This is a genomic window from Streptomyces sp. NPDC004126 (genome assembly GCF_050275515.1).
Lineage (GTDB): Bacteria > Actinomycetota > Actinomycetes > Streptomycetales > Streptomycetaceae > Streptomyces.
Genome location: NZ_JBNNPF010000010.1, coordinates 1 through 24790, shown reverse-complemented (window position 1 = coordinate 24790; position 24790 = coordinate 1). Strand labels below are relative to the sequence as shown.

Below are 24790 nucleotides of genomic sequence, written 5' to 3'. Positions count from 1 at the left end.
CCCCTTTGTTATCGTGGGCGCATGGCTGAGGAACTGGGACTCCGGGAACGCAAGAAGCAGCGCACCCGGCAGACGATCTTCGAAGAGGCACTGCGGCTGTTCCTGAGCCGCGGCTTCGACGAGGTCTCGATCGCGGAGATCGCCGAGGCGGCCGAGGTCTCCAAGCGCACGCTGTTCGCCTACTTCCCGACCAAGGAGGACCTGGTCCTGCACGTGTTCGCGGACCACGAGGACGAATCGGCCCGCGTGGTCCGCGCCCGCCCCGCCGGTACGGGCCCGCTGGCCGCCCTGCACGCGCACGAGCTCGACGCCCTGGCCCGGCGGGACCCGAACACCGGCCTCACCTCCGACCCCGACGCCGTGGCCTTCGCCCGGCTGCTGAGCACGACGGCGAGCCTGAGCGAGCGGCTGCTGCGGTACGCGGGGCACAGCATCGCGGCCCTCGCCGAGGCCCTGGAGGAGGCCGGGGCCGACGAGCTCACCGCCCGGCTCGCAGCGGTGCAGGTCGTCACGGTCCTGCGCACCCTCGCCGACCGCAACAGCGCGCAGGTCCAGGCGGGCCGCCCGGCCGACGAGGTCTACCCCGAGGCCGTGGCCGCCGCCGACCGGGCCTTCCTGCTCCTCGGCGCGGGCCTGGCCGACGCCCTCCCTTCCTAGCCGCCCGCCCCCGCGGCGCGCGCCGACTCCCGCTCCACGACGGCGCGGAAGCCCGTCGCCGGGCGGCCGGTGAGGCGTGGGACGGAGTCGGTGACGCGGTCCTCGGCGCCGGCCGCGACGGCGCGGTCCATGTCGGCGAGCATCGTGGCGAACTCCGCCGGCATCAGCGCGGCGAGCCGGCCGCGCAGCTCCGCGTGGGACAGCGACCGGTGGACCACGGGCTTGCCGGTGACCCGGGTGAGGATCGCGGCGATGTCGTCGTAGCCGAGGGCCTCGGGCCCGGTGAGGACGAGGTCGGTGTCGGGGGCGCGTACGGCGGTCAGGGCGCGGGCGGCCACCGCCGCGATGTCCTCGGCGTCGACGAAGCCGACCCGGCCGGTCCCGGCGGCGGTGCGGATGACGCCCTCGGCGCGGATGCTCCGCGCGTGGAGGTGGCCGCCGGTGAAGTTCTGCATGAACCAGGACGGCCGCAGCACCGCCCACTCGTCGAAGATGCCCGGCAGCGCGGCGTGCACCCGGCCCACCGCCGGGCCGCCCTCCGCGACGGAGGAGGCGCTCAGCAGCACCGCGCGCCGGACGCCGGACGCACGGGCCCGGCGCAGGAAGGGCAGGACGACGGCGGCCGGGTCGGGATCGCCCACGGGCGGGACCACGTAGACCCGGTCGGCCCCGGCGAGGGCGGCGGCGTGGGTGGCGGGGTCGTACCAGTCGAAGGCGACCGCCTCGGCGCCCGGCACCGGGGTGGCCCTGCGGCCGGCCGCCCTGACCGCGTGGCCGGCGGCGGTCAGCTGTGCACAGGTGCGGCTCCCGGTGGTCCCGGTGGCGCCGATGACGAGGGTGGTGCCGGTCGCGGGTGCGGCGTCCGTGGTGGTCATCGGGCGCTCCCGGCGAAGTCGGCGCCCGCTTCGAGGACGGCGAGGGGGTTCCAGTAGTCGCGGTAGGAGGTGAACCTGCCCTCCTCGACGGTGACGACGGCTATGTACGTCATGTCGAAGGGGCGGCCGTCCTCCACCCACCGTCCGACGCCCCGCATCTCGGCCACGACGGTCCGCGGATCGGTGGTGCCGTGGATCCGCAGGTCGGCCTCGGGGAAGTCGTGCAGGTCGATCCGGTCGGGGTAGGGGCGCATGTAGTCGGCGATCGCCTCCCGGCCGTCCAGCCGCCGGGGCAGGCCCGGGGGCGCGAACGGGAACTCCATCACTCCTCCTTCGGCCCACAGGCCGACCCAGCCGTCGACGTCCTTGTCGAGCAGGAGCCTGAGGCCGTGGCGGTACAGGGCGGCCGGTGCGTGCGGTGCGGCCAGGGGCATGGGTATCCTCCAGTCAGGAAATACGGACCATCGGTCCGCTTCAACAATACGGACCCCGGGTCCGCTTTTCAATCGGAGGTATCCGGTGACCCCGCCGCCCGAGCCCGAACGCCGGACACGCAAGGACGCCGCCCGCAACCGGCAGGCCGTCCTGGAGGCCGCCGACGCCCTCTTCGCCCGCTCCGAAAGCCCCGAGGAACTCACGATGGCCGACATCGCGGCGGCGGCCGGCGTCGGCAAGGGCACCCTCTTCCGCGCCTTCGGCGACCGGGCCGGACTGCTGCGCGCGCTCTACGAGGCGCGCCTGGAACCGGTCCGCGAGGCCGTGGCCGGGGGCCCGGCGCCCCTCGGGCCCGGCACTCCCCCGCGGGAGCGCGTGCCCGCCCTGCTCGACGCCCTCCTGTGCTTCAAGCTCGACAACCGCCCCCTCGCGCTCGCCCTGGAGGAGACCGGGAGCAGCGGCCCGTACCAGGCCGGGCACTACGAGGGGTGGCACGACCTGCTCCGGTCCGTGCTGGAGCAGGTCCCCGGCCTGGCCGACCCCGGCTTCACCGCACACGCCCTGCTCGCCGCCACCCGGGCCGACCTCGTCGAGCGACTGGCCGGCCGTGACGGCGTACCGCGCGAGCGGCTGCGGGCCCAGCTGGCGGCGTACGCGGGCAGGGTCGTCGGCGCGCGCTAGGAGGCGCCTTCCCGGATCAGGCGCCGTCCCGGATCGGCGGCGGGGCGGGGTCCTGCTTGCGGGCGTGCAGGACGTACGCGTCCAGGGGCAGGCGGGTGTGGCCCTGGAGGTCGAGGCCGGCGTCCGCCAGCAGCCGGGCGTAGTGGGCGGCGGTGCGTTCCCGGCCGCCCACGTTGCAGAGCATGTGCAGGTCCCAGGCGGTGGCCAGCGAGGGGGAACCGTCCGCGGGCAGGAGGCGCTCGACGATGAGCAGGTCGGCGTGGGCGGGCATCGCGCGGGCGCAGTGGCGCAGGATCTCCCGGCAGCGGTCGTCGTCCCAGTCGTGCAGGACGCGGGAGAGCAGGTAGACGTCCCCGCCGGACGGTACGTCGGCGAAGTCGCCCACGCGGTAGGCGCAGCGCGCGCCGCAGCCCGCGGTGTCGAGGAGGCGGCGGGCCGCCTCGACGGCGTGCGGGCGTTCGAGCAGGACGCCGCGCAGGCCCGGGTGGGCGGTGAGGATCTGGCCGAGGAGCTCTCCGTTGCCGCCGGCGACGTCGACGACGGTGGCGGACGCGGACGCCCGGGCCGCGGCCGTGACGGCCGGGTGCGCGGGGATCGGCCGGAACATGCGCGCGCTCGCGGCCATGGACCGGTCGAAGAGGTCGGCGAGTTCGGGGTCGCGGGCGAAGTGGTCGAAGTGGTTCTCGCCGAAGAGGTGGTCGAAGGCGGGCAGTCCGGTCCGCACGGCGTGGTCGAGGCCGCCGAAGGAGCGGTAGAACGGGCCCCCGTACATCAGGGCCAGGGAGCGCATCGACGCGGGCTCGTCCGTGCGGAGCAGGGCTCCGAGCCCGGTGAGGCGGAATCCTTCCTGCCGGCCCGGACCCGTGTCGTGGGTGACGGCGCCCAGCATCGCGAGGTACCGCAGCAGGGAGTCGAGGCCGCGGGGGTGGGTGCCGGTCAGCCGGGCGAGGTCCTCGGTACGGCACGCCGTGCGCGTGTCCATGGCGTCGGGCAGGCGCAGCCGGGCGAAGGAGGCGAGGGCCTGTGTGGTCCAGGCGCCGGTGAGCAGGTGGAGGAGCGTTTCGGCGGGCGGGCGTTCGCCCTGGTGGCCGAGGTGGTCGGCGAGGGCGCCGCGATGGTCGCCGTGGGCGTAGAGCTCCAGTCGCCGGTAACCGCAGGACGAGTCGGCGGGGGTGGTGAAGTACAGGACCGTCCCGTTCTCGTGCGGGTTGTGGCCGCCGCCGTCGGGGCGCGCACCGTGGCGGGCGAGGGTCGCGCAGAGGCCGCGCAGGACCAGCGGGTCCGGGCGTTCGATCTCGAAAGCGAGGTGCGCCTCGTGCCGGCGGGTCCGTTCGTAGGCGGCGACGGGCTCCAGCGCGGAGTGCGGGGGCACGATCAGGGCGAACACCTCGACCGCGCGGCGTTCTCCGGCGGTGCCCGGCACCTGGGGGCGCAGGATCCGGACGTCGAGTTCGGCCGGGTCGCGCCGGTGGCGCCGGGCCAGGCGGTCGCGGACGACCACGCTGGGGTGGGACGGGGTGTCCGCCGCCAGCCCGCACGCGTCGAGCTGGGCCCGCAGGGTCTGCGCGTCGGGCGGGAAGAGCAGCATCCCCGCGTGGGCGAAGCGGCAGCGCTCGGCCAGCGTCCGCAGGTCCGGGCCGTCGAGGCCGGGCAGGAGGAGCGGCAGCAGGGTGGTGCTGTCGTGCTCGCGGACGAACGCCGCGGCGGCGCGCAGGCGGGCCGTGTCGTCCGGGAGCATCGTTTCGTCGGGGAGCATCGTTTCGCCGGGCAGCATCGTTTCGCCGGCGAGCGTCGTCGTCATCGTGGGAATGTCCTCGGGCCGGTACGGGTCAGGGCGGGGCGGAGCTGGGCAGGGGGAAGCACGGGGAGGCGGGCCGGGGCCCGGCGGGGGCAGGGCTCGGCGGGGCCGGGGTCCAGTGGGGCCGGGGTCCAGTGGGGTCAGACGCCGACGTAGTTCTCGGCGAACCAGTCCTGGTGGATGCGCGAGGTGCGCAGCGAGGCGATCCGGGATCGCCGCCGGGCGGCCTGGAAGAACGATCCGGCGTCCGGGTCGCCCTCGGGGGGCCCGTGCAGCAGCCGGGTCATCCAGCCGGTGAACTCCTGCGCCCTCCAGATGTACGCCAGGCACCGGTCCGAGTAGGCGTCGAGCCCCCGGGTGTCACCGCGGGTGAGGGCGTCGACGAGTGCCTCGGCGAGGATCTCGGCCTCCAGGACGGCCAGGTTGGCGCCCTTGGCGGCTGCCGGGGCAAGCATTCCGGCCGCGTCGCCGGCCAGGAACAGCGAGCCGTGGCGCAGCGGTTCGACCACGTCGCAGGCCAGGTCGAAGAGACCGCGCTCCAGGAGGGTGCCGCGGCTCAGCGGGCCGTACTCCGGGGCGCGCATCCGGACGTCGAGCTCGTCCCAGATGCGCTGCTCGGGCCAGGCGTCGGCGGCGACGCCGCGCTGCCACTGGAGGTAGTAGCGGGTCACCTCCGCGGTGCGGGCCATGTGTCCGGCGAAGCCGCGGTCGTGGATCGCGTAGCCGACGGCGTCGAGGCTCGGCGGGGCCTGGGCGAGGAGGCCGAGCCAGGTGACGCCGTGGTCGTGGTGGTGGACGGAGGCTTCCGGCAGGGAGCGGCGGGCCGCGCCGTGGCGGCCGTCGCACCCCGCGACGTAGCGGGCCGTCCACCGGACGGTCCGGCCGTCGGGGTCGTGCGCCGTCAGGGAGGGGCGGGCGCCGCCGGTGTCGTGGACGGCGAGCGCCTCGGTCCGGAAGTGGATGCGCCCTCCGCGGGCGAGGTAGTGCCGCAGGAGGTCCGTGACGAGGTGCTGCTGCGGGTAGACGTGGTGCCGTCCGCCCCGGCCGAGGGCGCCGTAGTCGAGGCGGAACCGCCCCTCGGGGGTGCGGAACTCGCAGGTGCCGTGCGGGCGGCCGTACCGGTGCAGGCCGTCGGCGAGGCCGTGGCCGTCAAGGATCCGCACGGTGTTCGGGGCGAGGAACCCGGCGCGGGCGCGGGTCCGGACGCGGGAGGAGGAGGCCCGTTCCAGGACGACGCAGTCGATCCCGGCGGCGAGCAGGAGGTTTCCGAGGACCAGCCCGGCGGGTCCTGCACCGAGGACGATCACGTCGGCTGAGGCGCGTAAAGCGCGGGGTGTCTGGCTGTCCGTCATAGCGGGTGAAGCATAAGCATGCGAACTTCAACTAACCTACGCCAGCCATTCGTTAGCGGGAAAAGAGTGACAATCGCGCTTAAACGGTCCGGCCGGTACTGACGGGACGGAAGCGGGCTGCGCAGGCCCGGGCGGTGGTATGCGCCGGGCGTGCGGAGGCGGGATCACGCGCTCGCGTACGCCCCGGCCGAGGCCGCCCCGGGAACCGGGTGGAGCGCCCGCCGCCCGCTCTGTTACGGTCCTGTTCGCCGGCCGCGGGACTCCGGTGCGACTTCCGGAACCTGCCTCTGAAGCAATGATTCGCAGCTCGTGCCCCCATTCCCCGGCCGGCGTCCACCTCGGGGGAAGAGCGGAAATGGATTCGTACGGGGACCTCGTCGCAGCGGAAGACGTACTGCTCTTCGTCAACGCGGCGATCACCTCCACAGGCCAGCGGGAGTTCCGCGACGACGCGGACGAGCAGCGCATGTCCCTCGACTTCCTCCACGCGTACATGCTGGGGAACTACCGCGAGCTGTACGCCGGGGTCCTCGCCCTCGACATCAACGACCACAACGCGGTGCTCATCGTCCGGCGGCTGCTGGAGACCGCCGGGGAGGCCGGTGCCGACCAGCGCCGCCGCGAGGGCCGTCTGATCGCGTCGCGGCTCGCGTCGCTGCCGCCGCAGCGCGTGTACGGGCTCTTCGACGCCCTGCGCCGGGCCGGGGTGAACAACCGCCGCACCCGGGCGATCGTGCGCGACTGGCTGGCCTCCCGCAAGGACCTGGCGTTCGACGCCGTGAAGTACCGCAGCGGCCTCAAGCGCGTCCTGCGCCACACGCACCTCACGCCCGCCAACGCCCCCGAAGAGCTCGGCACGTTCCTGTTCGCGCCGCACGCCCGCACGCGCTACGCGGCACCCCTGCTGGAGACGTGGCGCCGGGCGCACTACGAGAAGGCGGCGCTGTACGAGCTGCCGTACACGGCCGCCGAGGGGTTCGCCGCCCGGCACGGCATACCCCGGGACGTGTTCCTGGAGCGCATGGCCCCGCGGCTGACCCGTCTGGAGACCCTGCGGCTGCAGGAGTCCGCGCGGGCGCGCGGGGCCACGGCGGTGCGGACCGACCTGGCCGGGATGCCGCTGACCCGCCTGGCGGCCTACGTGGTGTCGCTGCCGCTGGAGGACCGCCTGCGCCGGCGCGCCGAGCTGACCCGCGCCCTGGAGACCGCCGCCGGCCGGGTGGCGGGCGCCCACCGGGGAACCTGGGGGAAGGTCACCGCCGTCCTGGACGACAGCTTCTCCTCCTTCGGGTCGGTCCACAAGCGCCGGCGGCCGCTGGCCGTGGCACTGGCCTGCCACCACCTGCTCGCGGCCCTCGCCGGCGACTACACCGCGCTGTGGACGTCCGGGCGGACCGACGCCCTGCTGACGTACCCGTACGGGCCGACGCCGGTGGGCCGGCGGATCCTCGACGCGCTGGAGACCGCCCCGGCCAGGCTGGTGATCGTCTCCGACGGATGGGACAACGCGCCTCCCGGCCTGGCGGGCGAAGTGCTGCGCGTCTGGCGCACCCGGCTCGACCCCGGGCGCCGCACCGGCGTCGTGCACCTCAACCCCGTCTACGACGCGGGGGGTTTCGACGTGCGCCAGCTCTCCCCCACCGTGCCCACCGCGGGCATCCGGGACGCCGAGGACCTTCCGGCCCTGGTGGAACTCGCCCAGTTCGCGGAAGGCCGCACCGGCCTGGCCGAACTCACCGCGTACATGGACACCCGTGCGGCCCTCATGACGGCCGGACACGACCGGGAACGGGCACGATGACCACCACGCCGGACCTGACCGGCCTCACCGCCCGCCCCGCCCAGGTCTGGGGTGCCGTCCGCCTGGTGCCGCTCGTCCGCGACGAGCCCATCGACGACCTCCGGCTGCACGCGGAGCTCTACGGCGACGCGGCCGGCCTGGTCGAGGTCGGCCCGCGCCACGCCTACCTGTCGTACGTTCCGCACGGGTTCGTCGCCACGTGGACCGGTGACGGCACGCCGGCGGCCGCCTACGGCACACAGCTCTCCGCCGACCGCGACCAGGCCCCCGCCGCCACGATGGGCCTGCGCTTCCACCGCCGCACGACCCGCCGCCAGGCCAAGGACCGGCTGCGGTTCCTCCCCATGCACCTGTCGCTGGAGGGCTACCTGGCACTGCACTCCGGCGGTCCCACGATCGCCTGGGAGGAGTGGTCGCGGCGTGCGGTCGGCCAGGGCCTGTCCCCGCGGGCCGAGGAGGCCTACGCGGGTGCCGAGGTGCGGGGACTCGCCGACGCGCTGCGCCTCTTCGAGATCCACCCCAGCCAGTGCGGTGTGATGGTGTACGTCGCCGACGCACTGGCTGCCGCGTTCGCGGTCCCGCATCCCGACGACTACCGCGCACTGCACGCGACGCTCCTGCAGGACCTGTACGGCGAGCTGATCCACCACTACGCCACGCTGGTGCTCCCGGTCGCGGACTTCCGCGCCCGCATCGACGACACGCGCATCGGCTCCCTGGACGACCTGCGCGGGGCGGCCGACGAGCAGGAACGGGCCTGGGCCCGGTTCCACGACACGACCATGGCCGCCGGACTGCTGGGCCACGCGTACACCTGGCAGACCGTCTACCGGATGGGACGCTTCACGCTCGCGCGCTTCCGGCCGCCGTTCCGTCCCAAGGAGGAGAACCACATCGGTGAGGCCATCACCGACGACAGCGGCCGGATCGCCTACCTCAAGACGTTCCGGCTGTCGGAAGGCCAGGTCCGCCGCGGCCACCTGCTCGACAGGCTCGCCGCCCACGACTGGCACCTGTCGGACACGGCGGCCGGTCTCGGCATCGACACCGCCCGGTTGGGGCTGCGGCTGGAAGCCGCGGGCTTCGGCTTCCTGCTCCGCCAGGACGTCCTGGACGGATACCGCAAGCGGGCCCGCACCGGGACGGGATGAGCGGCGGGCCGTCGCCGTTCAGGAGCCCGGCCGCGGCGCGGTGCCTCCGATGTGGTCCCGCACCTGCCGGTAGACCCCGGCGTCGTCGGTGAAGGCCGTGTGCTGCAGGCACGGGGTCCGCGTGTTCACCGCGCCGGTGACGGCGACGGTGGAGCCGGGTCGGTTGATCGTGTCGCAGGAGGACCACCAGGTGGCGTAGCGGACGGGCCCCGGCGTCTCGTCGCCCGCGTTCAGCGCGTCGAGGAACGCGGAACCCGGACGCATCTCGACGCAGGAGGTGCCGCCGCACCAACGGGCGGTCTCCGTGCCGTGGTTGGGGCCGGCGAGGGACACCCAGGCGTCCACCTTCGCGTCGCCGCCGAGGTTCTTGAGGTAGTGGCGGGACGACAGCGAGCCCATGGAGTGGGTGACCAGGTCCACCCTGGAGGCCCCGCTCGCGGCGAGGACGCGGTCGATCTCTGTGGCGAGCTGCACGGCGGTGGTGGCGTTGGACTGCGACGTCGGGTAGGTCCACCGGTACAGGCGGCCGGCCGGCCAGCCGTCCGCCCCGAACCGGGCGGCCATGGTGTTCCAGGCCGTACCGTCGCTGTTCCAGCCGTGTACGAAGACCACCGGATCGGGAGCCGCGGCAGGAGCCGCGGGGGCGGCCGCGGCCGGAACGGCACAGACGGCCGCCGCCGTCAGGACGGCGGGGAGGGAGCGGAGCGCAGGCGTGTTCACGGCCCGTTTGTAACGGCCCTCCCCGCCCCTTCCCGGGCCCGTGCCGCGGACGCTCACCCGTCCGGCCGCCGCCGTTCACCCCAGGAACGTTTCCGCCGGGAGGCGTTCAGTCGTCGGCGAGCTGCAGGGCCAGGGCGTAGTGCTCGCCGTCGGTCCCCGCGAGCAGGCTGTCGAACACCGGGGTCAGGCCGTTCACGGCACCGCACGCGGCGTCGTGGTTGGTCCACCAGCTGCCCTCCGGTCCGAGCAGGGACACCGCCCGGTCCGCCGCGCGCTCGGCGGTCTCCGCCGGCAGGTGCCGGTGGGACGGCCACACCAGGTCGACGGCGGCGAGCCGGGCCAGGAAGCCGGCGGCCTCGTGCGGTTCCAGCGGCTCCAGGGCGGCGCAGAGCCGCGGGACGGAAGGAGGGGCGTACCCGGGCAGGTGGCGCCGCCAGGCCTCGTCGGCCGCCGCACCGGCCAGCAGTGCGCGGATCCGGTCCGCCAGCTCGGGCAGGTCGGGCTCCGGCCCGGTGAACCGTCCGGCCGCCACGTACACCCGGGCCGGCGTGCGCAGTTCCGCCATCCGCGCTTCCAGCTCCGGGAGGATCCCGGGGGACTTCACGGGGCGGTCCTGCCGGACGGCGGGGCGGGCTCCGCGGGTCCGGGGCGGTCGTCGAAGTCCACCGAGGCGGCGCCGCGATCCCGTTGGCGGCGGTCGAGCAGGACCATGGAGCCGATGCCCTGGCCGGCGGGCAGGCCGTCCCGCGCGATGCGCGCCAGGAGCCTCGCCAGCCCCCGGCGGTGGATCCCGAAGACGCGCGGTGAGGCCAGCCGCCGCCGGGCGCGCTGGCCGGACAGCGCTTCGCGGGGACCGACGTCGAGCACGACCATGTGCAGGGGGCGCCGGCCGCGGTGGGCCGTGTACGCGAGCCAGCGGCGCATCCACGGCCTGGTGCCGCAGTCGTGTATGAGGAGGGGGTGGCCCAGGCGCATCTGGGAGCCCATCCAGCGCATGTGGCCCAGTCGTGCCCACGGCCGGTACACCGCGTAGGGGAGCCAGGCGGGCATCCGCGACTCGAAGGCCTCGCGGGTGGCGCGGGGGTCGACGACCGCGGCGGCGGGGGACCACGCGCGCAGCAGGGTGCTCTTGCCGCTGCCGGGGAGTCCGGCGACGACGACGGCCGCGTTGGGCGGGTAGGACAGCCTGATGTCCCCGTCGGCCCTGCCCCGGAGGTCGACGACCCCCCGGGGGCGTATGCGGCGGCCGGGGCACGCGCTGCCCGGTTGCCGTACGGCCTCCCCGGACCCCTGTGCCCGCTGCGTCGGGTCCTCGGTGCTGGTGGGTGTGCTCACAGGTGATGTGCCGTTCGGAGGGGGGCGGGGAAGAACCCGAGGCTACCCGAGTCGGCGGCGGGGGCTCCCGGCCGCGGCCCGCTTCCCGGCGCGGCCCCGCCACGGGACACTGGCGCGATGTCGCAGCCGCCGCCCGAAACCGTCCCGGAGCCGATCACGGCCGAGCCGCCGCACACCGCCCGGCGTCCCCTCCTCACCCAGTCGTGGCTGGACCTCGCCTTCCTGCACTGGGCCGTCGACCCCGCCGACGTCGCCCCGCTGCTGCCGGCCGGTACCGTGCCGGACACCCTCGACGGGGTCACGTACGTCGGCCTGGTGGCGTTCCGGATGCACGAGGTCGGCTGGTTCCGCCTCCCCGGCGTCCCCTACCTCGGGTCCTTCCCGGAGACCAACGTCCGCCTCTACTCGGTCGACGCGCACGGTCGCCGGGGCGTGGTGTTCCGCTCGCTGGACGCCTCCCGGCTGGTCCCGGTGGCCGTCGGAAGGGTCGCGTTCCGCCTCCCGTACGTCTGGTCGCGCATGACGGTCCGCCACGGCGGCGGCACCGTCACGTACACCAGCCGCCGGCGCCGGCCCGGGGCGGCCGGCGCGTACAGCCGGATCACCGTGCGGATCGGCGAGCAGGTCACCGAACCGACCGCGCTGGAGCACTTCCTGACCGCCCGCTGGGGCATGCACACCGCGTTCCGCGGCCGGTCGCTGTACCTCCCGAACAGCCACCCGCGCTGGCCGCTGCACCGCGCCGGGCTCCTGCACTGCGAAGAGACCCTGGTGGCCGCCGCGGGCCTGCCCGCCCCGGCCGGTCCGCCCGCCAGCGTGCTCTGGTCCCCGGGGGTCCCGGTGCGGTTCGGGCCGCCACCGCGCCGCGCGCCCGCCGGACATCTCGGATGAAACCCTCCTCATCTAGGGTGCCCTCATGGATCACGAGAGCGCCGCCGGTCCGGCCGGGGACCCGCGGTTCGCGGCCGCCCGCCTCAAGGAGCGCATCTACGCGACGATCACGATCATCTCGGTGGTCATCGGGCTGCGGTCCGCCGGGCACGTGGACGCGGCCGGTGCGGCCGCCACGCTGCTCACCACCGCCGTCGGGCTGTGGCTGGCGGCGGTCGTGGCCGACCAGCAGGCCCACCGGGTGGTGCACGGCCGGCTCGCCACCGGCCACGAGCTGCGCGGGATCCTGTCCGTCAGCAGCCCGCTGCTGCTGTCCGCCGTGGGCCCGCTGGTGCTCGTCGCCTCCGCCGCGCTGGGCTTGATGAGCGTCGACACGGCGCTGCTCGCGGCGGCGGCCGTCAGCGTCACCGGCCTGTTCGTCTGGGGCTGCTACGGCGGGGTGCGCATGGGCGGCGGCGTCCTCGCCGCCCTCCTGGCCGGGGCCCTGGACGCCGCGATCGGCCTGGCCGTGGCCCTGGTGAAGGCCTTCGCCGGGCATTGAGCGCGGACGCGCCGCCGGGGCCGTCTCGGTGGCGGTCGCGGTTGCGGTCGCGGTTGCGGCAGAGTGGGCGCGGAAGTCCCCCGTCCGGGGCCGCACGAGGAGAAGATCGCCTTCCATGAGCACCAGGTCCACCCCCTTCGACGAACTCGACCGGCAGATCGTCGCGACCCTGATGGACAACGCCCGGGCGAGTTTCGCGGAGATCGGGGCGGCCGTCGGCCTGTCGGCGACCGCCGTCAAGCGGCGGGTGGACCGGCTGCGCAAGGCCGATGTGATCACCGGCTTCCGGGCCACGGTCCGGCCGGCCGCGCTGGGCTGGCGCACCGAGGCGTACATCGAGGTGTACTGCGACAGCGCGGCGCCGCCGCGGCGCCTCGCGGAAGTAGCGCGCAAGTACCCGGAGATCGCGGCGGCGATGACGGTGACGGGCGCGGCCGATGCGCTGCTGCACGTCAGGGCGACCGACGTGGAGCACTTCGAGGAGGTGCTGGAGCGGATCCGCAGCGAGCCGTTCATCCGCAAGACGATCAGCTACATGGTGCTGTCACACCTGCTGCCGGAGAGCCCGGAGGCCGGTGCCAGTGCCTCCGCGCCGCCCGAGGCCGCCGCGCGGGCGGCCGACGGCGCAGCAATCCTGCTCTGAGGGGGATGTACGCGCAAGATTCCTGCTCCGGTACGCAGCGCTTCGTTCTTGTCGCGCTGACCTGCCGCTTCCTACGGTGGGGCCACTCCCCCAGCCGTCACCGCAGGAAGCGGAGGAACCTCTGTGCCCGCAGAACACCCAGGACACCCAGGACCCGTAGGGCGCCCGAGGCGCTATGTGATGTGCGAGCCTCGCTATTTCGACGTGCGCTACGCCATCAACCCGTGGATGGACGTCCACACCCCCGTCGACGTCCCCCTGGCCCGTGAGCAGTGGCGGGCCCTGGTCGAGGCGTACCGCGCCCACGGCCACACCGTCGAGACGGTCGCCCCCGTGGAGGGCCTGCCCGACATGGTGTTCGCGGCGAACGCGGCCCTCGTCTCGGACGGCCGGGTCTTCGGATCCTCCTTCCACGCGGCCGAGCGCCGGCCCGAGTCCGCCGAGTACGAGGCCTGGTTCAAGGCCGCCGGATACGAGGTCCACCGCTCGGAGGCGGTCTGCGAGGGCGAGGGGGACCTCGTTCCCGCCGGCCCCTTCGTGCTGGCCGGCACGGGTTTCCGTACCCAGCGGGCCGCGCACCGCGAGGTGCAGGAGTTCCTCGGCCGGCCGGTGATCGGGCTCGAACTGGTCGACCCCCGCTTCTACCACCTGGACACCGCGCTGTTCTTCCTCGGTGAGGGGAACGTCGCCTACTACCCGGCGGCGTTCTCCCCCGGCAGCCGCGAGGTGCTCCGGCGGCTCTACCCGCGCGCGGTGGTCGCCACCGAGGAGGACGCCCTGGCCTTCGGCCTCAACTCCGTGTCGGACGGGCGCAACGTCTTCGTCGCCCCGCAGGCCCGCGGCCTCGTCGACCGGCTCGCCGACCGCGGTTACGTTCCCGTCCCCGTCGACCTGTCGGAGTTCCGCAAGGCCGGCGGGGGAATCAAGTGCTGCACCCTGGAGATCCGCTCATGACCACCACCGCCACCACTGCCACTGCCACCCCCACCGCGTCGCGTTCGTCGGCGCAGCTGATCCGCGCCGAGGCACCGGTCCTCGCGCACAACTACCACCCGCTGCCCGTGGTCGTGGCACGTGCGGAGGGCAGCTGGGTGGAGGACGTCGAGGGCCGCCGCTACCTCGACATGCTGGCCGGCTACTCGGCCCTGAACTTCGGGCACCGCCACCCCGCCCTCGTCGACGCCGCGCACCGGCAGCTCGACCGGGTCACGCTCACCTCGCGCGCCTTCCACAGCGACCGGCTGGCCGGCTTCGCCGAGCGCCTCGCCGAGCTGACCGGGCTCGACATGGTGCTGCCGATGAACACGGGCGCCGAGGCCGTGGAGAGCGCCGTCAAGGTGGCCCGCAAGTGGGCGTACGAGGTCAAGGGCGTCGCCCCGGACCGGGCGACGATCGTGGTGGCGGACGGCAACTTCCACGGCCGTACGACGACCATCGTGAGCTTCTCGACGGACGGGACGGCCCGCTCCGGCTTCGGCCCCTTCACCCCCGGCTTCCGCGTCGTGCCCTACGACGACCTGGCCGCGCTGGAAGCGGCGATCGACGAGACGACGGCAGCCGTCCTGATCGAGCCGATCCAGGGCGAGGCCGGGGTCCTCATCCCCTCCGACGGCTACCTCACCGGGGTGCGGGAGCTGACCCGCCGCACGGGCTGCCTCTTCATCGCCGACGAGATCCAGTCGGGCCTGGGGCGCACGGGCCGCACCCTGGCCGTCGACCACGAATCGGTCGTGCCGGACGTCCTGCTCCTGGGCAAGGCCCTGGGCGGCGGCATCGTCCCGGTCTCCGCCGTCGTCGCCCGGCGCGAGGTGCTCGGCGTCCTGCGGCCCGGCGAGCACGGGTCGACCTTCGGCGGCAACCCCCTGGCGGCGGCCGTCGGTTCGGCGGTCCTGGACCTGCTGGAGACCGGTGAGTACCAGCGGCGCGCCGCCGGGCTGGGAGCCGTGCTCGACCGGGGCCTCGCCGAGATCGGCCGCGCGGGCGGTGCCGTCACGGCCTACCGGGCGCGGGGCCTGTGGGCAGGCGTGGACGTCGACCCGGCGCTCGGTACGGGACGCCAGATCAGCGAACGGCTGCTCGCCGAGGGCGTCCTGGTCAAGGACACGCACGGCTCCACGATCCGGCTGGCCCCGCCGCTGACCATCACGGAGGAGGAACTCGGCACCGCGCTCGCCGCCCTGCGGAAGGTCCTGTCCTAGGCCGGCCGCCCCCCGACCGGATCTGATTCATCGTGCACGTACCGCGTGCCAGCATGTGGGCGGCGAGATCGCTCGCCGGAGTACCGCGACTTCGAAGGAGCACCTTCTTGACCGCCCACATCCGGCCCGGTACGGGCCCCCGGTTGTTACTGGCGCTGCTGACGGCCCTCTGCGCGGTCGTCGGCGTCACCGCGCTCGGCGCGGGTACCGCGGCGGCGGCCGATCAGCGCCGCCCGGTCTACGCCATCGCGCACCGCGTCGACACCCTGGACGGCGTGGACGCCGCACTCAAGCACGGCGCCAACGGCATCGAGATCGACGTCTGCGCCTGGTGGAACCCGAACGAATGGCGTGCCTACCACGACTGCTCCTCCGCCGGTGACAACCGGCTGGGCCCCGGCTTCGACAGCATGGTCGACCGCATCCTCTCCCACGCCGGTGCGGGGCGCCGCCTGTCGCTGGTCTGGCTGGACATCAAGGACCCCAACTACTGCGGGGAGCGGGAGAACCGCGGCTGCAGCGTCGCCGGGCTGCGGGACAGGGCGCAGCGGCTGACCGCCGCCGGGATCCAGGTGCTCTACGGGTTCTACGAGTACCACGGCGGCAGCACCCCGGACGTCGGGGGCAGGGGTTGGAAGAGCCTGGAAGGCAGGCTCGGCGCGCTGGAGGGCATCACGACGACCGGCACCCGCGACCAGGTCCGCAGCGCGTTCGACCGGTCCGGCTCCGGATTCCCCGCCGGACGCCGGGTGATGGACTACGGCGACAGCGACATCACCAAGGGGTTCGGCAACTGCACCGAAGCCACCTACTACACGTGCGCGGAGCTCAAGAAGGGTGCCGGGGACCGGGACGCCGGACGGCTCGCGGCCACGCTGTCCTGGACCACGACGTACAACGACCCGTGGTACGTGGACAAGCTGCTGGGCGACGGGCGCGTGGACGGCGTCATCGCCGGCTACGGGGCCTTCACCGGGGTGCGGGAGTACGACGACGGCTGGCAGTGCGCCAACTCCGTCGGCCTGGTCCGTGACTGGGTGAACCGCCACGGCGGCACGCACCGCATGGCCGCGCCCGGGGACCGCCTGTTCAGGTAGGACGCGGCACCACCTGGGCGCGCTGTCCGTCGAGACCCCGGACCTGGGGACGCCGGAGGCGAAGGCCGTCGTCCGGGCCGCCGCCGAGGCCGCGGCCGGTGCCGTCGCCTTCGCGGGCCACTACCCGCACCGCTCCTTCTCCGTGTTCCTCGACTACGTCAACTTCGGCATGAGCTACGACACCTGCGACGAGGACGCCTCCGACGGCCCCGAGGAGAGCGTCTCGGCGGGCGGGTGGATCGACGCCCTGTGCCTCGCGGTCCTCGCGGACCGGGCCGGCCGGCACGGTGAGGCCTTCCGCTCCGCCCGGCGCAAGTTCGCCGGGCGGGCAGTGGCGGATCCTGCGGGCGAGCTCGCCACGGGCCTGATGGCGGTGGTCGTCGAGCGGCCGGTGCAGGAGTGGCCCATGAGCGCGCAGCGCGAGGCCCGGGCCGAGCGCCGCACCCGGGAGGCGCTGGATCCGGCCGACGGCGGGGCTCCGGCGGCCTGGCGGCTCAGGGACGTCCTGCGCGACCAGGACATGCTGTTCAAGGGGCGGGCGGCGATCGCCGACGACGTGACGGACGCCCAGTGGGAGAACCTGCGGCTGGCCTCCCGGGCCGGCGCGGCACTGTTCCGCATCGCCCTGGCCGAGCCGGGCACCGTGACCGAGGTGACCGTCGCCGGGCGGACCCTGCGCTACCCGGCCGAGCGGAGCGGGGAGGCGGGCGCCGGCAACTGGGCGAAGGCCGTGGCGCTCGCGCTGATCACCGGCGAACGCGAGGACCTCGCCCCGCTGGTTCTCGCCGGCCCCGCGGCCGTCCGGCCGGACACCGGCGGGTTCGCCGCGTACCGGGAGGCCCTCCACGCCCACCTGCGGGGCGCGGACGCCGGGCCGGCGGCCGAGCGGGCGCTGCGGGAGGCCGAGAAGGCCGAGGGATCGGCCGTACCGGTGCCTCCGGCCGTCCTGCTGTCGCAGCTCGTGGACGGCAACGAGGAGAGCTTCAACCTGGCCCTCGCCGACGCCCTCGAAGCCCACCGCGACCACTTCCAGGTCGCCGACCGGGCCGACGAGCCCGACTCCGCGGTCAGCCTCGACGTCCTGGCGCTGGCCTGCCACGCCCGCCGGCGCGGCTGGGACGTCCGGGTCGGGTCCCCCTACCTGCCCGCCCGGCTCCTGGAGGCCGCCGAAGTCCGCTAGCCGGGCTGCCGGGCGTCCGGCGCCTGGCGCAGGCCCGCCAGGAGGCGGTCCAGTGCCTGCTCCGCGCCCTGCGTGTCAGCGCCCCGCGCGATCCAGAGCGCGGCCTCGTTCATGGCTCCGGAGAGGAGCCTGGCCAGCGGCTGGACCGGCTGGTCGGCGATGATCCCGGCCTCGGCGAGTGCCGTGAGGGCCTCGGCGAGGTGGCGGGCCGAGGACTCCTCGTCCATGGCCCGCCATTCCTCCCAGGCCAGCACGGTCGGTGCGTCGACCAGCAGGATCTGCCGCACCGCCGGGTCGGTGCCCGCGGCCAGGAAGGCCCGGCAGCCGGCCCGGAGCTGCTCCCAGAGGTCCTCGTGCCGCTCCGCCGCGGCCGCGACGTGCTCGCCCAGTTCCTGCTGGACCTGGGCGACGACCGCCCGGAAGAGCCCCGCTTTGCTGTCGAAGTGGTGGTAGGCCGCCCCCTTGGTGACCCCGGCGGCCCGGGCCACCTCCGCCAGCACCACGTGGTGGTACCCGTCCGCGGCGAACCGCCGCCGCCCTTCGGCCAGCAGCGCCTGCCGCGTGGCCTCCCGCTGCTCCGCCCGGTTGAGCGCCATCGGGGGCACCCCCTTCCCATTTCGCATACCGAGGGTATGCTAACGCCATAGCTCACATACCCCGGGTATGCGAAATGGACGGACCGGCGACTCGAAGGGCCTCAGCCATGACGAACGAAGCCACCACCACAGCCACCACCACAGCTGCCACCACGGCCACCACCACCCCCACGACCCGGCTCGGCGGCTTCTACCCCGTGCTCGCCACCCGTGACGTCGCCGCCTCCCGCGACTTCTACACCCGCCACCTCGGCTTCGCGGTGACCTTCGAAGCGGACTGGTACGTCAGCCTGCGCCGCCCCGACGCCCCGCAGTACGAGCTGGCCCTCCTCGCCCACTCCCACCCGACCGTGCCCGCCGGCCACCGGGTCGCGCTCGGCGGCGGTCTGCTGCTGAACTTCGAGGTGGACGACGTGGACCGCGAGCACCGGCGGCTGGTGGTGGAGGGCGGCCTGCCCGAGGTGCTGTCCCTGCGCACGGAGGAGTTCGGCCAGCGCCACTTCATCGTGGCCGCCCCCGACGGAGTGCTGATCGACGTCATCACCGTCGTCCCGCCGACCGAGGAGTACGCCGCCCAGTACACCGACGCGCAGCGGACCGGGGAACCCCGGTAGCCTTCCCCTCGCCGGTGAGCGGGGCGCGACGAGCCGGCGTTCCGATTCCGCTCGTTCCCGAAGAGGACACCACGCACATGTTCAAGGTCAACGAATACTTCGACGGCACGGTCAAGTCGATCGCCTTCAACCAGGAGCAGGGCCCCGCGACCATCGGTGTCATGGCTCCCGGCGAGTACGAGTTCGGCACGGCCGCCCCGGAGGTCATGCACGTCGTCAGCGGCGCCCTGACCGTCAGGCTTCCGGGCGCCGCCGAGTGGGAGACCTTCTCCTCCGGCAGCCACTTCAAGGTCCCCGGCGACAGCAAGTTCCAGCTCAAGGTGGCCGTCGAGACCGCCTACCTCTGCGAATACCGCTAGACCCGCCGGTCCCGGTGCCGGAGCCCCCGGTCCGGCGTGCCGCGGTCCCTTTCGGCGGCGACGGCCCCGGCCGACAGCAGGGTGGCTCCCGCGAGGGTGCCCCACAGCGCGGCCGGGCCGTGTGGGGCGAGGGCTGTGATGGCGGCCGGGGAGACGGCGAGGCCGAAGCCGGTGGAGAATTCGAAGCGGGCGAGGGTGCGTCCCAGGACGCGGGGCGGGGCGAGGGCCGTCACCAGGGCGGTGGCGCTGCCGGCGTAGACGATCTCGCCGAGGGTGCAGACGACGGAGACCGCGGCGACCGCGGGGGCGGCCCAATCGCCGCCCTCCCCTCCTCCCAGGGACGTCACCGCGAGGAAGCCTGCGTAGGACGCGGCGAGGACCGCGCCGGCAACGGCCAGCGCGGTGCGCCGGGCGTAACGGGACATCAGGACGGTGACCGGGACCTGGAGCGCGACCACCAGCACCGTGTTGGCCACGAAGATCGCCGCCGACCACACCGGTGAGGCGTGCAGCTGCGTCAGCAGGACCAGCGGGAGGGCGATCTCGGGGACGTTGAGGCAGAAGACGTAGACCACGTTGGCGGCCAGCAGGGCGCGCATGCGCGGCGGGGCGTCCTCGCGCCCCGCCGGTGCGGCGGGCCGGGCCGGCTCCCGTTCCGCGCGTACGCGCACCGACCACGCCAGGCCGGCGGCCGCCAGGTACGCCAGTCCCGTGAGGGCCGCCAGTGCCCGCAGCGCCGAGGTCCCGCCCGCCAGGCAGGCCATGGCGAGGAGCGCCCCCACCCCGAGCCCCGCGTTGCGCAGGGCGCGTGCGGCCGCGAGGGCGGTGTCGCGTTCGCGGCCGTGGGAGAGGGTGGCGACGAGCGCGGCGTGGGCGGCCGGCCAGGCCTGGTTGCCGATGCCGAGGAGGAGGGCCGCGGCCGCGAACGGCCAGACGCGGCCCGCCGGGGTCGCCACCAGTACGGCCGCGCCCAGCACGCGCACCAGCATGGACGCGGCGACGACGGTGCTGCGCGCACCGCGGTCCAGCCATCGCCCGACGGCGGGCGTGGACAGCAGGCCGATGACGATGCCGGCCGTCATGGCGAGGCCGGTGGCCGACGCGGACAGGCCGAGCACCGTCACTCCGTACAGGAGGAGGAAGGGTCTCAGCAGGCCGGTGCCGAGGGCGTCCACGGCCAGCGCGACGGCGTAGCGGGGGCCGCCGGAGGCGCGCAGGACGGCGCGGGGCCGCAGCGTGCGGGTGGTGGCGGGGGCGGGGGTGCTCGTGGCTGTCATGGGGTGAACGGTGGGTTCGCCGGCCCGGCCGGGCACGTCGGTTGACGGAGATCGTCAACAGTCGTCGGTGCTGTCCGGCGGGGCGGGGATGATGTGCGGATGACGTTGAGGATCGACATCGGCGGCATGCCGTCCGAGGGGCTGCGGTTCGCCGCGTCCCCTCTTGCCGAGCTGACCGCGATGCTGCACGTGCTCGCCGAACCGGGGCACCATCCGGAGTTCGCCGGGTGGGCCTCCGACGTCTGGGCCGGGCTCCGGCCGGGGCTGGCCGAGCGGTTGCGGGAGGCGGAGTTCCTCTGGCGCACGTCCCAGGCCGACTTCATGCTGCCGGCCCGGCCCCGGGCGACGCTCGGGGAGGAACTGGACGACGTCGACCGGATCGACGACGAGCGGTACGTGTCCGCCGCGCTGGTCACCACGTGCGGGAACCGGATCCACTTCGCCTCCCCGTCGCCGCTCACCGACGCCGGCGCGCGCGACCTGGCCCTCGACCTGGCCCAGGCACGGGGCGCACGCCAGGAGGCCTTCGCGGAGCGGCTGCTCGCGGACCCCGCGGCGGTCCGGGCGCGCGTCCGCGACACCCTGGAGGCCTGCGCCGGGGCCTTCTTCGACGCGGCCTGGGCCGACGCCGCCGTCCGGCTCGCCACGGATCTGCGTCTGAAGAACGACCTGTCGAGGCGCCACGGCCTCGGGGCGGCCCTCGCCTCGGTCTCCGGCGCGGTCACCCTGGCTCCGGACGGCGACGCCATCCTCGTGGACAAGCTGCTGGACAAGGCGACGACCGCCCACGGCAGCGGCGTCACCTTCATCCCGAGCGTCTTCGGCCGGCCGCACCTGGCGATGGTCCACGCGCCCGGGTGGCAGCCGGTGGTCCAGTACCCGGTGGACGGGCCCGGCCCGTCGGAGCCGGTCTCCCTGGAGACGGTCACCCTGCGGCTGGAGGCCCTCGCCCACCCGGCCCGGCTGCGTCTGCTGCGCACCCTGGCGCGCGGCCCGCACACCAACGGGGAGCTGGCCCACGCCTGGGACCTGACGCCCCCGGAGGTGTCCCGGCACGTGGCCCTGCTGCGGCGGGCGGGGCTGCTGACGGCCCGCCGGGAGGGGCGGTACGTGCGGTACAGCCTCAGCCTGCCGGACCTGACGGCGCTGGGGACCGACCTGCTGGCGGCCGTACTGCGGTGAGGGCGGGCCCGGGGCGGCCAGGGGAGGGTCAGGGGGTGCGGTCAGGGGGTGCGGGGGCCGCTCGTCACGGTCGTCCACGTGCCACCCGTGACCGTGTACACCGTCAGCCGGCGGTCGCGCGGGTCGCCGTACTCGTCGAAGGCCACGCGGCCCGTCACGCCGTCGAACCCGAGCCCCGACACCGCCCGCGGCATCCTCGCCCGGGCGTCCGCCGGGAGGGTGCCGCCGTTGGCCGCGACCACGGCCTTCACCGCTTCCACGAGGGCCCAGGCTGCGTCGTACGCGGCGGGGCCGAAGGCGCCCGCCGCTTCCGGGTAGCCGGCCGCGCGGTAGTCGGCGAGGAAGGACTCCCCGCGGGCGAGCCTCTCCACCGGTTCGCCGATGTTGGTGGCGAGGTCGCCCTCGGCCTTCGGGTTGGCCGTGAGGAACCGCTGGTCGAAGATGCCGTCGCCGCCCATCACCGGTACGGCCACCCCCGCCTCCTTCAGCTGCCGGGACAGGGGCGCGGCGGTGGTGTGGTAGCCGCCGAAGTACACGGCCTCGGCACCGGAGGCGCGGACCTTCGGGGCGAGGGCGGAGAAGTCGCTCCGCGCGGGTTCCACGTGGTCGGCACCGACGACGCTCCCGCCGAGCTTCCTGAACTCGGCCGTGAAGCCGGCGGCGAGGCCGGCGCCGTACTCGCTGGAGTCGTCGACGACGTAGAGCCTGGTCTTCCCGGCCGCGTCGTGCAGGTGGCGGGCGGCGAACGGCCCCTGGTCGACGTCGGTGGCGATGGTGCGGAAGTAACTGCCGTACGGGCGGGACGGGTTGCCCTTAGCCCACTGGGGGCCCAGCGTGAGGGCGGGGTCGGTGTTCGACGGTGACACGTTGACCAGGTTCGCCCGGGCGAGGGGTTCCACGAAGGTCCGGGCGACGGCCGAGGTGAACGGGCCGACCACGCCGAGCACCTTCTCGTCGGCGATGAACCGGGCGGCGTTCGGGGCGCCCTTGGCGGGGGCGGCCTCGTCGTCCAGGGCCTTGATCTCGAAGTTCACTCCGGGTACGCGCCGGGTCCGGTTGGCGGTGCGGGCCGCGAGGTCGGCGGAGTTCCTGATGCCGACGCCGAAGGAGGACAGGTCGCCGCTGAGCGGGGCGTCCACGCCGATCACCACCGTGACGGAGGAGGCGGCGGAACCGCTCCCGGCCGCTCCCGCTCCGCCGCTGCCGCTGCCGCTGCCGCCGGGTGAGTGGTCGCGGTTGAGCGTCCAGGTCAGGGCGGAGCCGGCGGCGAGGGTGGCCAGGGCCACGCCCCAGACGGCGAAGCGCCGGCCGAGGGTGCGCGGGCGGTCCGGCGCCCGTTCGCCGGGCCGGTCGGGGTCCGTCGGGCCGAGCGTGACGAGCTCCCCGGCCGGGGGGACGGAAGCGGCCGGGACGGTCGGGCGGTCCGGTACGGGCAGGACGGCGGTGCCGGCCCCGTCCGGGGGCGCCCCGCCCGGGGCCGTCACATCCGGGGCCGTCACATCCGGGGCCGTCACATCCGGGCCCGGCCCGCCCGCGCCCGGCCCGCCCGGTTCGGTGCCTGCGGCCGGGCCGGTCCCCGCCCAGGAGGACCGCGGCACGGACGCGAGCAGCTCGGACGCCTCGGCCAGGCCGATGCGCCGTTCCGGGTCCTTGGTGAGCAGGGCCTCCAGTACGGGGGCCAGCGGGCCCGCGTGGACCGGCGGCCGGTGGGGGCGGGTGAAGACGGCGACGGCGAGGGCGTGCAGCCCCTCGGCTTCGAACGGGGGCCGCCCCTCGACCGCGTGGTAGAGGGTGGCCCCGAGCGCCCACAGGTCGTTCGCGGGGGTCGGGCGCCTGCCCTCCAGCTGCTCGGGCGCCATGTACTGCGGGGTGCCGATGACGATCCCGCTGTGGCTGAGCCGGGTGGTGGCGTCCGCGAGGTGGGCGATGCCGAAATCGGTGAGGACGACGCGGTCCTTGGCCAGGAGCACGTTGTCCGGCTTGATGTCCCGGTGGACGATCCGCGCCCCGTGCGCCTCGGCGAGCGCGTCGAGCAGGGCGGAGCCGATCTCCGCCACCCGTTCCACCGGCAGCCGCCCCTGGCGGCGGATGGCCGCGGCCAGGGACTCGCCCCGGATGAGCTCCATGACGATGACGGGGGCGCCGTGGTGCTCCACGACGTCATGGACGGTGATGATGCCGGGATGGCTGATCGTGACCGCCGCGCGGGCCTCGGCGGTGAAGCGGCCGAGCAGGGCGGCCCGGTCGCGGTCCTCCAGTCCGGGCGGGAAGAGGATCTCCTTGACGGCGACCTCGCGCCCGAAGAGCTGCCGGTCGACACCTCGCCATACGCGGCCCATACCGCCCTGGCCGATGCGTTCGAGCAGCTGGTAGCGCCCGGCGATGAGTTCGGAGTTCTGCTCGGTCACGCGCACACTCTAGGACCTCGTCGGCCGGTCGGGTGGGGCCCTTCGCCCGCCCGCGAAGGGCGCCTGCCCGCCCGCGGTGGCGGTACCGTACCCTCCGCTGTCATGGACATGAATCAAGCCGGGCAGGCCGAAACCGATACCCCGGCCCGCGCCGCACGGTTCGACTACACCCCGACCGCGGCGGACTACGACAGAGCGCTGTGGCGGTACACCCTGGGCACCTGGCGGGGCCTGACCAGGTACCTGCCGTTCCTCGGCATCGCCGCGGCCGCCGCCTTCGCCATCCGGGCGTGGAGATACCACTTCGACCAGACGCAGATCATCATCGCGGCCATACCCTGCGTGATCGCCCTGTTCGTCGTGCGCCAGGTGGGGCGCAGGCACCGGACGCGCGGCCAGTTCGACAGCCACGCCGAGCACGGCACGTGCCTCACCACCGTCGACGAGAACGGGCTGACCACCACCGGCACGTCCGGCCGGACCGTCACCGACGACTGGAGCAGCTACCCCTGGTGGTTCGAGACCCCTGAACTGTTCGTCCTCACCGGCAGCATGGAGTTCTTCCTCGTGCTGCCCAAGCGCGGTGCGGCCGCCCCCGACGACGTCGAGCGGGCCCGTGAGCTCTTCACCCGGCACCTGCGACGCATCTGACCGGGGTACGCGGGAACGCCCGGCCGAGGGTCTCGGCCGGGCGTTCCCGTACGTATATCTGCTGCTGTGGTGTCCGCTGGTGGTTTAGTACCAGTGGTTGGCCTGCCAGAAGTTCCAGGCCTCGACCGGGCTGCCGTAGCGCTCGTTCATGTAGTCCAGGCCCCACTTGATCTGGGTGGCCGGGTTGGTCTTCCAGTCCGAGCCCGCCGAGGACATCTTCGACGCCGGCAGCGCCTGGACCAGGCCGTAGGCACCGGAAGAAGAGTTCGTCGCGGTGTAGTCCCAGCCGCTCTCGTGCGTGACGATCTTGTCGAAGGCGGCGAACTGGGCCGGGTCCTTGATCATCTG

The 24790-nt window shown here is 74.5% G+C and carries 26 protein-coding genes; 15 read left to right on the top strand and 11 right to left on the bottom strand.

Translation table 11 applies throughout. The features are described from left to right. Positions 1-21 precede the first annotated feature (21 nt). Positions 22-657 (top strand): TetR/AcrR family transcriptional regulator, encoded by a 636-nt coding sequence (locus ACQKM2_RS12000; RefSeq protein ID WP_427708711.1) that lies wholly within the window; start codon positions 22-24, stop codon positions 655-657. Here ACQKM2_RS12000 and ACQKM2_RS11995 read toward each other — a convergent pair. Further along, positions 654-1532: an NAD(P)H-binding protein gene (locus tag ACQKM2_RS11995; protein ID WP_427708710.1), complete on the bottom strand. Its 879-nt coding sequence runs from the start codon at positions 1530-1532 to the stop codon at positions 654-656. The two genes, ACQKM2_RS12000 and ACQKM2_RS11995, sit on opposite strands and share 4 nt — an antisense overlap. Continuing rightward, complete coding sequence (locus ACQKM2_RS11990) at positions 1529-1960, bottom strand: nuclear transport factor 2 family protein (protein ID WP_427708995.1); 432 nt, start codon at positions 1958-1960, stop codon at positions 1529-1531. The genes ACQKM2_RS11995 and ACQKM2_RS11990 overlap by 4 nt, the downstream gene beginning before the upstream one ends. Before the next feature lie 91 nt (positions 1961-2051). Here ACQKM2_RS11990 and ACQKM2_RS11985 point away from each other — a divergent pair, with 91 nt between their 5' ends. Continuing rightward, the gene (locus tag ACQKM2_RS11985; protein ID WP_427708709.1) at positions 2052-2648 is read left to right on the top strand and encodes a TetR/AcrR family transcriptional regulator; all 597 of its coding nucleotides are present in this window, start codon (positions 2052-2054) and stop codon (positions 2646-2648) included. A gap of 16 nt (positions 2649-2664) precedes the next feature. Here ACQKM2_RS11985 and ACQKM2_RS11980 read toward each other — a convergent pair whose 3' ends face one another. Together ACQKM2_RS11980 and ACQKM2_RS11975 are read right to left on the bottom strand one after the other, a co-directional pair. Next, entirely contained in the window at positions 2665-4449 is a 1785-nt protein-coding gene (locus ACQKM2_RS11980; RefSeq protein WP_427708707.1) for a methyltransferase, read from the bottom strand. Positions 4450-4586: 137 nt separating this feature from the next. Further along, positions 4587-5753: a 4-hydroxybenzoate 3-monooxygenase gene (locus tag ACQKM2_RS11975; RefSeq protein ID WP_427708706.1), complete on the bottom strand. Its 1167-nt coding sequence runs from the start codon at positions 5751-5753 to the stop codon at positions 4587-4589. Between the two features lie 400 nt (positions 5754-6153). On the opposite strand from ACQKM2_RS11975, the gene ACQKM2_RS11970 reads away from it, so the two are divergent. Beyond that, entirely contained in the window at positions 6154-7599 is a 1446-nt protein-coding gene (locus ACQKM2_RS11970) for a hypothetical protein (protein WP_427708704.1), read from the top strand. Continuing rightward, positions 7596-8750 carry an ARPP-2 domain-containing protein gene (locus ACQKM2_RS11965; RefSeq protein WP_427708702.1) on the top strand — a complete coding sequence of 385 codons (1155 nt, stop codon included), beginning with the start codon at positions 7596-7598 and terminating at the stop codon, positions 8748-8750. The genes ACQKM2_RS11970 and ACQKM2_RS11965 overlap by 4 nt, the downstream gene beginning before the upstream one ends. 18 nt (positions 8751-8768) lie before the next feature. Here ACQKM2_RS11965 and ACQKM2_RS11960 read toward each other — a convergent pair whose 3' ends face one another. The 3 genes from ACQKM2_RS11960 to ACQKM2_RS11950 all read right to left on the bottom strand — a co-directional run bounded on the left by ACQKM2_RS11960 (position 8769) and on the right by ACQKM2_RS11950 (position 10805). Beyond that, positions 8769-9470, bottom strand: coding sequence for an esterase/lipase family protein (locus ACQKM2_RS11960; protein ID WP_427708701.1), 702 nt, complete (start codon positions 9468-9470; stop codon positions 8769-8771). 106 nt (positions 9471-9576) lie between these two features. After that, the gene (locus tag ACQKM2_RS11955) at positions 9577-10074 is read right to left on the bottom strand and encodes a hypothetical protein (RefSeq protein ID WP_427708699.1); all 498 of its coding nucleotides are present in this window, start codon (positions 10072-10074) and stop codon (positions 9577-9579) included. After that, the gene (locus tag ACQKM2_RS11950) at positions 10071-10805 is read right to left on the bottom strand and encodes an AAA family ATPase (RefSeq protein ID WP_427708697.1); all 735 of its coding nucleotides are present in this window, start codon (positions 10803-10805) and stop codon (positions 10071-10073) included. Before ACQKM2_RS11950 ends, ACQKM2_RS11955 begins: the two co-directional genes overlap by 4 nt. A gap of 117 nt (positions 10806-10922) precedes the next feature. Between ACQKM2_RS11950 and ACQKM2_RS11945 the strand changes: the two genes are divergently transcribed. From ACQKM2_RS11945 to ACQKM2_RS11915, 7 genes are all read left to right on the top strand, one after another. Next, positions 10923-11696, top strand: a complete 774-nt coding sequence (locus tag ACQKM2_RS11945; protein WP_427708696.1) for a YqjF family protein — start codon at positions 10923-10925, stop codon at positions 11694-11696. Positions 11697-11721: 25 nt separating this feature from the next. Continuing rightward, a complete protein-coding gene (locus ACQKM2_RS11940; RefSeq protein ID WP_427708694.1) occupies positions 11722-12237 on the top strand; it encodes a hypothetical protein in 516 nt (171 codons plus the stop codon). 115 nt (positions 12238-12352) lie between these two features. Further along, on the top strand, positions 12353-12880 hold the full coding sequence (locus ACQKM2_RS11935; RefSeq protein WP_427708692.1) for an Lrp/AsnC family transcriptional regulator: 528 nt from the start codon (positions 12353-12355) through the stop codon (positions 12878-12880). A gap of 180 nt (positions 12881-13060) precedes the next feature. Beyond that, positions 13061-13834 carry a dimethylargininase gene (ddaH, locus tag ACQKM2_RS11930; RefSeq protein ID WP_427708690.1) on the top strand — a complete coding sequence of 258 codons (774 nt, stop codon included), beginning with the start codon at positions 13061-13063 and terminating at the stop codon, positions 13832-13834. After that, a complete protein-coding gene (gene rocD / locus ACQKM2_RS11925; protein WP_427708688.1) occupies positions 13831-15078 on the top strand; it encodes an ornithine--oxo-acid transaminase in 1248 nt (415 codons plus the stop codon). Before ddaH ends, rocD begins: the two co-directional genes overlap by 4 nt. Before the next feature lie 143 nt (positions 15079-15221). Beyond that, complete coding sequence (locus ACQKM2_RS11920; RefSeq protein ID WP_427708687.1) at positions 15222-16175, top strand: phospholipase; 954 nt, start codon at positions 15222-15224, stop codon at positions 16173-16175. 142 nt (positions 16176-16317) lie between these two features. Then, positions 16318-17355, top strand: coding sequence for an immunity 49 family protein (locus ACQKM2_RS11915; protein WP_427708685.1), 1038 nt, complete (start codon positions 16318-16320; stop codon positions 17353-17355). Here ACQKM2_RS11915 and ACQKM2_RS11910 read toward each other — a convergent pair. Next, on the bottom strand, positions 17352-17951 hold the full coding sequence (locus ACQKM2_RS11910; RefSeq protein WP_427708683.1) for a TetR/AcrR family transcriptional regulator: 600 nt from the start codon (positions 17949-17951) through the stop codon (positions 17352-17354). The two genes, ACQKM2_RS11915 and ACQKM2_RS11910, sit on opposite strands and share 4 nt — an antisense overlap. Before the next feature lie 107 nt (positions 17952-18058). On the opposite strand from ACQKM2_RS11910, the gene ACQKM2_RS11905 reads away from it, so the two are divergent. Together ACQKM2_RS11905 and ACQKM2_RS11900 are read left to right on the top strand one after the other, a co-directional pair. Beyond that, positions 18059-18565, top strand: coding sequence for a VOC family protein (locus ACQKM2_RS11905; protein WP_427708681.1), 507 nt, complete (start codon positions 18059-18061; stop codon positions 18563-18565). Positions 18566-18642: 77 nt separating this feature from the next. Beyond that, positions 18643-18924 (top strand): pyrimidine/purine nucleoside phosphorylase, encoded by a 282-nt coding sequence (locus tag ACQKM2_RS11900; protein ID WP_427708680.1) that lies wholly within the window; start codon positions 18643-18645, stop codon positions 18922-18924. On the opposite strand, the gene ACQKM2_RS11895 is transcribed toward ACQKM2_RS11900, so the two are convergent. Beyond that, positions 18921-20201, bottom strand: a complete 1281-nt coding sequence (locus ACQKM2_RS11895) for an MFS transporter (protein WP_427708678.1) — start codon at positions 20199-20201, stop codon at positions 18921-18923. The two genes, ACQKM2_RS11900 and ACQKM2_RS11895, sit on opposite strands and share 4 nt — an antisense overlap. A gap of 99 nt (positions 20202-20300) precedes the next feature. Here ACQKM2_RS11895 and ACQKM2_RS11890 point away from each other — a divergent pair, with 99 nt between their 5' ends. Beyond that, a complete protein-coding gene (locus tag ACQKM2_RS11890) occupies positions 20301-21383 on the top strand; it encodes a DUF5937 family protein (RefSeq protein ID WP_427708676.1) in 1083 nt (360 codons plus the stop codon). Positions 21384-21424: 41 nt separating this feature from the next. Here the strand turns inward: ACQKM2_RS11890 and ACQKM2_RS11885 are convergent, their stop codons facing one another. Further along, positions 21425-23791 (bottom strand): bifunctional serine/threonine-protein kinase/ABC transporter substrate-binding protein, encoded by a 2367-nt coding sequence (locus ACQKM2_RS11885; RefSeq protein ID WP_427708675.1) that lies wholly within the window; start codon positions 23789-23791, stop codon positions 21425-21427. 102 nt (positions 23792-23893) lie between these two features. Here ACQKM2_RS11885 and ACQKM2_RS11880 point away from each other — a divergent pair, with 102 nt between their 5' ends. Next, positions 23894-24442, top strand: coding sequence for a YcxB family protein (locus tag ACQKM2_RS11880; RefSeq protein WP_427708673.1), 549 nt, complete (start codon positions 23894-23896; stop codon positions 24440-24442). Between the two features lie 84 nt (positions 24443-24526). Here ACQKM2_RS11880 and ACQKM2_RS11875 read toward each other — a convergent pair. Further along, a partial coding sequence (locus ACQKM2_RS11875) for a transglycosylase SLT domain-containing protein (RefSeq protein WP_427708671.1) occupies positions 24527-24790 on the bottom strand: 264 nt, incomplete at its 5' end.

What these genes read in the sequence shown, in the direction of transcription:
- ACQKM2_RS12000 (WP_427708711.1), top strand. Translation starts at nt 22, where the DNA reads ATGGCTGAGGAACTGGGACTCCGGGAACGCAAGAAGCAGCGCACCCGG.
- ACQKM2_RS11995 (WP_427708710.1), bottom strand. Translation starts at nt 1,532, where the DNA reads ATGACCACCACGGACGCCGCACCCGCGACCGGCACCACCCTCGTCATC.
- ACQKM2_RS11980 (WP_427708707.1), bottom strand. Translation starts at nt 4,449, where the DNA reads ATGACGACGACGCTCGCCGGCGAAACGATGCTGCCCGGCGAAACGATG.
- ACQKM2_RS11970 (WP_427708704.1), top strand. Translation starts at nt 6,154, where the DNA reads ATGGATTCGTACGGGGACCTCGTCGCAGCGGAAGACGTACTGCTCTTC.
- ACQKM2_RS11965 (WP_427708702.1), top strand. Translation starts at nt 7,596, where the DNA reads ATGACCACCACGCCGGACCTGACCGGCCTCACCGCCCGCCCCGCCCAG.
- ACQKM2_RS11945 (WP_427708696.1), top strand. Translation starts at nt 10,923, where the DNA reads ATGTCGCAGCCGCCGCCCGAAACCGTCCCGGAGCCGATCACGGCCGAG.
- ACQKM2_RS11940 (WP_427708694.1), top strand. Translation starts at nt 11,722, where the DNA reads ATGGATCACGAGAGCGCCGCCGGTCCGGCCGGGGACCCGCGGTTCGCG.
- ACQKM2_RS11935 (WP_427708692.1), top strand. Translation starts at nt 12,353, where the DNA reads ATGAGCACCAGGTCCACCCCCTTCGACGAACTCGACCGGCAGATCGTC.
- ddaH (WP_427708690.1), top strand. Translation starts at nt 13,061, where the DNA reads ATGTGCGAGCCTCGCTATTTCGACGTGCGCTACGCCATCAACCCGTGG.
- rocD (WP_427708688.1), top strand. Translation starts at nt 13,831, where the DNA reads ATGACCACCACCGCCACCACTGCCACTGCCACCCCCACCGCGTCGCGT.
- ACQKM2_RS11910 (WP_427708683.1), bottom strand. Translation starts at nt 17,951, where the DNA reads ATGGCGCTCAACCGGGCGGAGCAGCGGGAGGCCACGCGGCAGGCGCTG.
- ACQKM2_RS11905 (WP_427708681.1), top strand. Translation starts at nt 18,059, where the DNA reads ATGACGAACGAAGCCACCACCACAGCCACCACCACAGCTGCCACCACG.
- ACQKM2_RS11900 (WP_427708680.1), top strand. Translation starts at nt 18,643, where the DNA reads ATGTTCAAGGTCAACGAATACTTCGACGGCACGGTCAAGTCGATCGCC.
- ACQKM2_RS11895 (WP_427708678.1), bottom strand. Translation starts at nt 20,201, where the DNA reads ATGACAGCCACGAGCACCCCCGCCCCCGCCACCACCCGCACGCTGCGG.
- ACQKM2_RS11890 (WP_427708676.1), top strand. Translation starts at nt 20,301, where the DNA reads ATGACGTTGAGGATCGACATCGGCGGCATGCCGTCCGAGGGGCTGCGG.
- ACQKM2_RS11880 (WP_427708673.1), top strand. Translation starts at nt 23,894, where the DNA reads ATGGACATGAATCAAGCCGGGCAGGCCGAAACCGATACCCCGGCCCGC.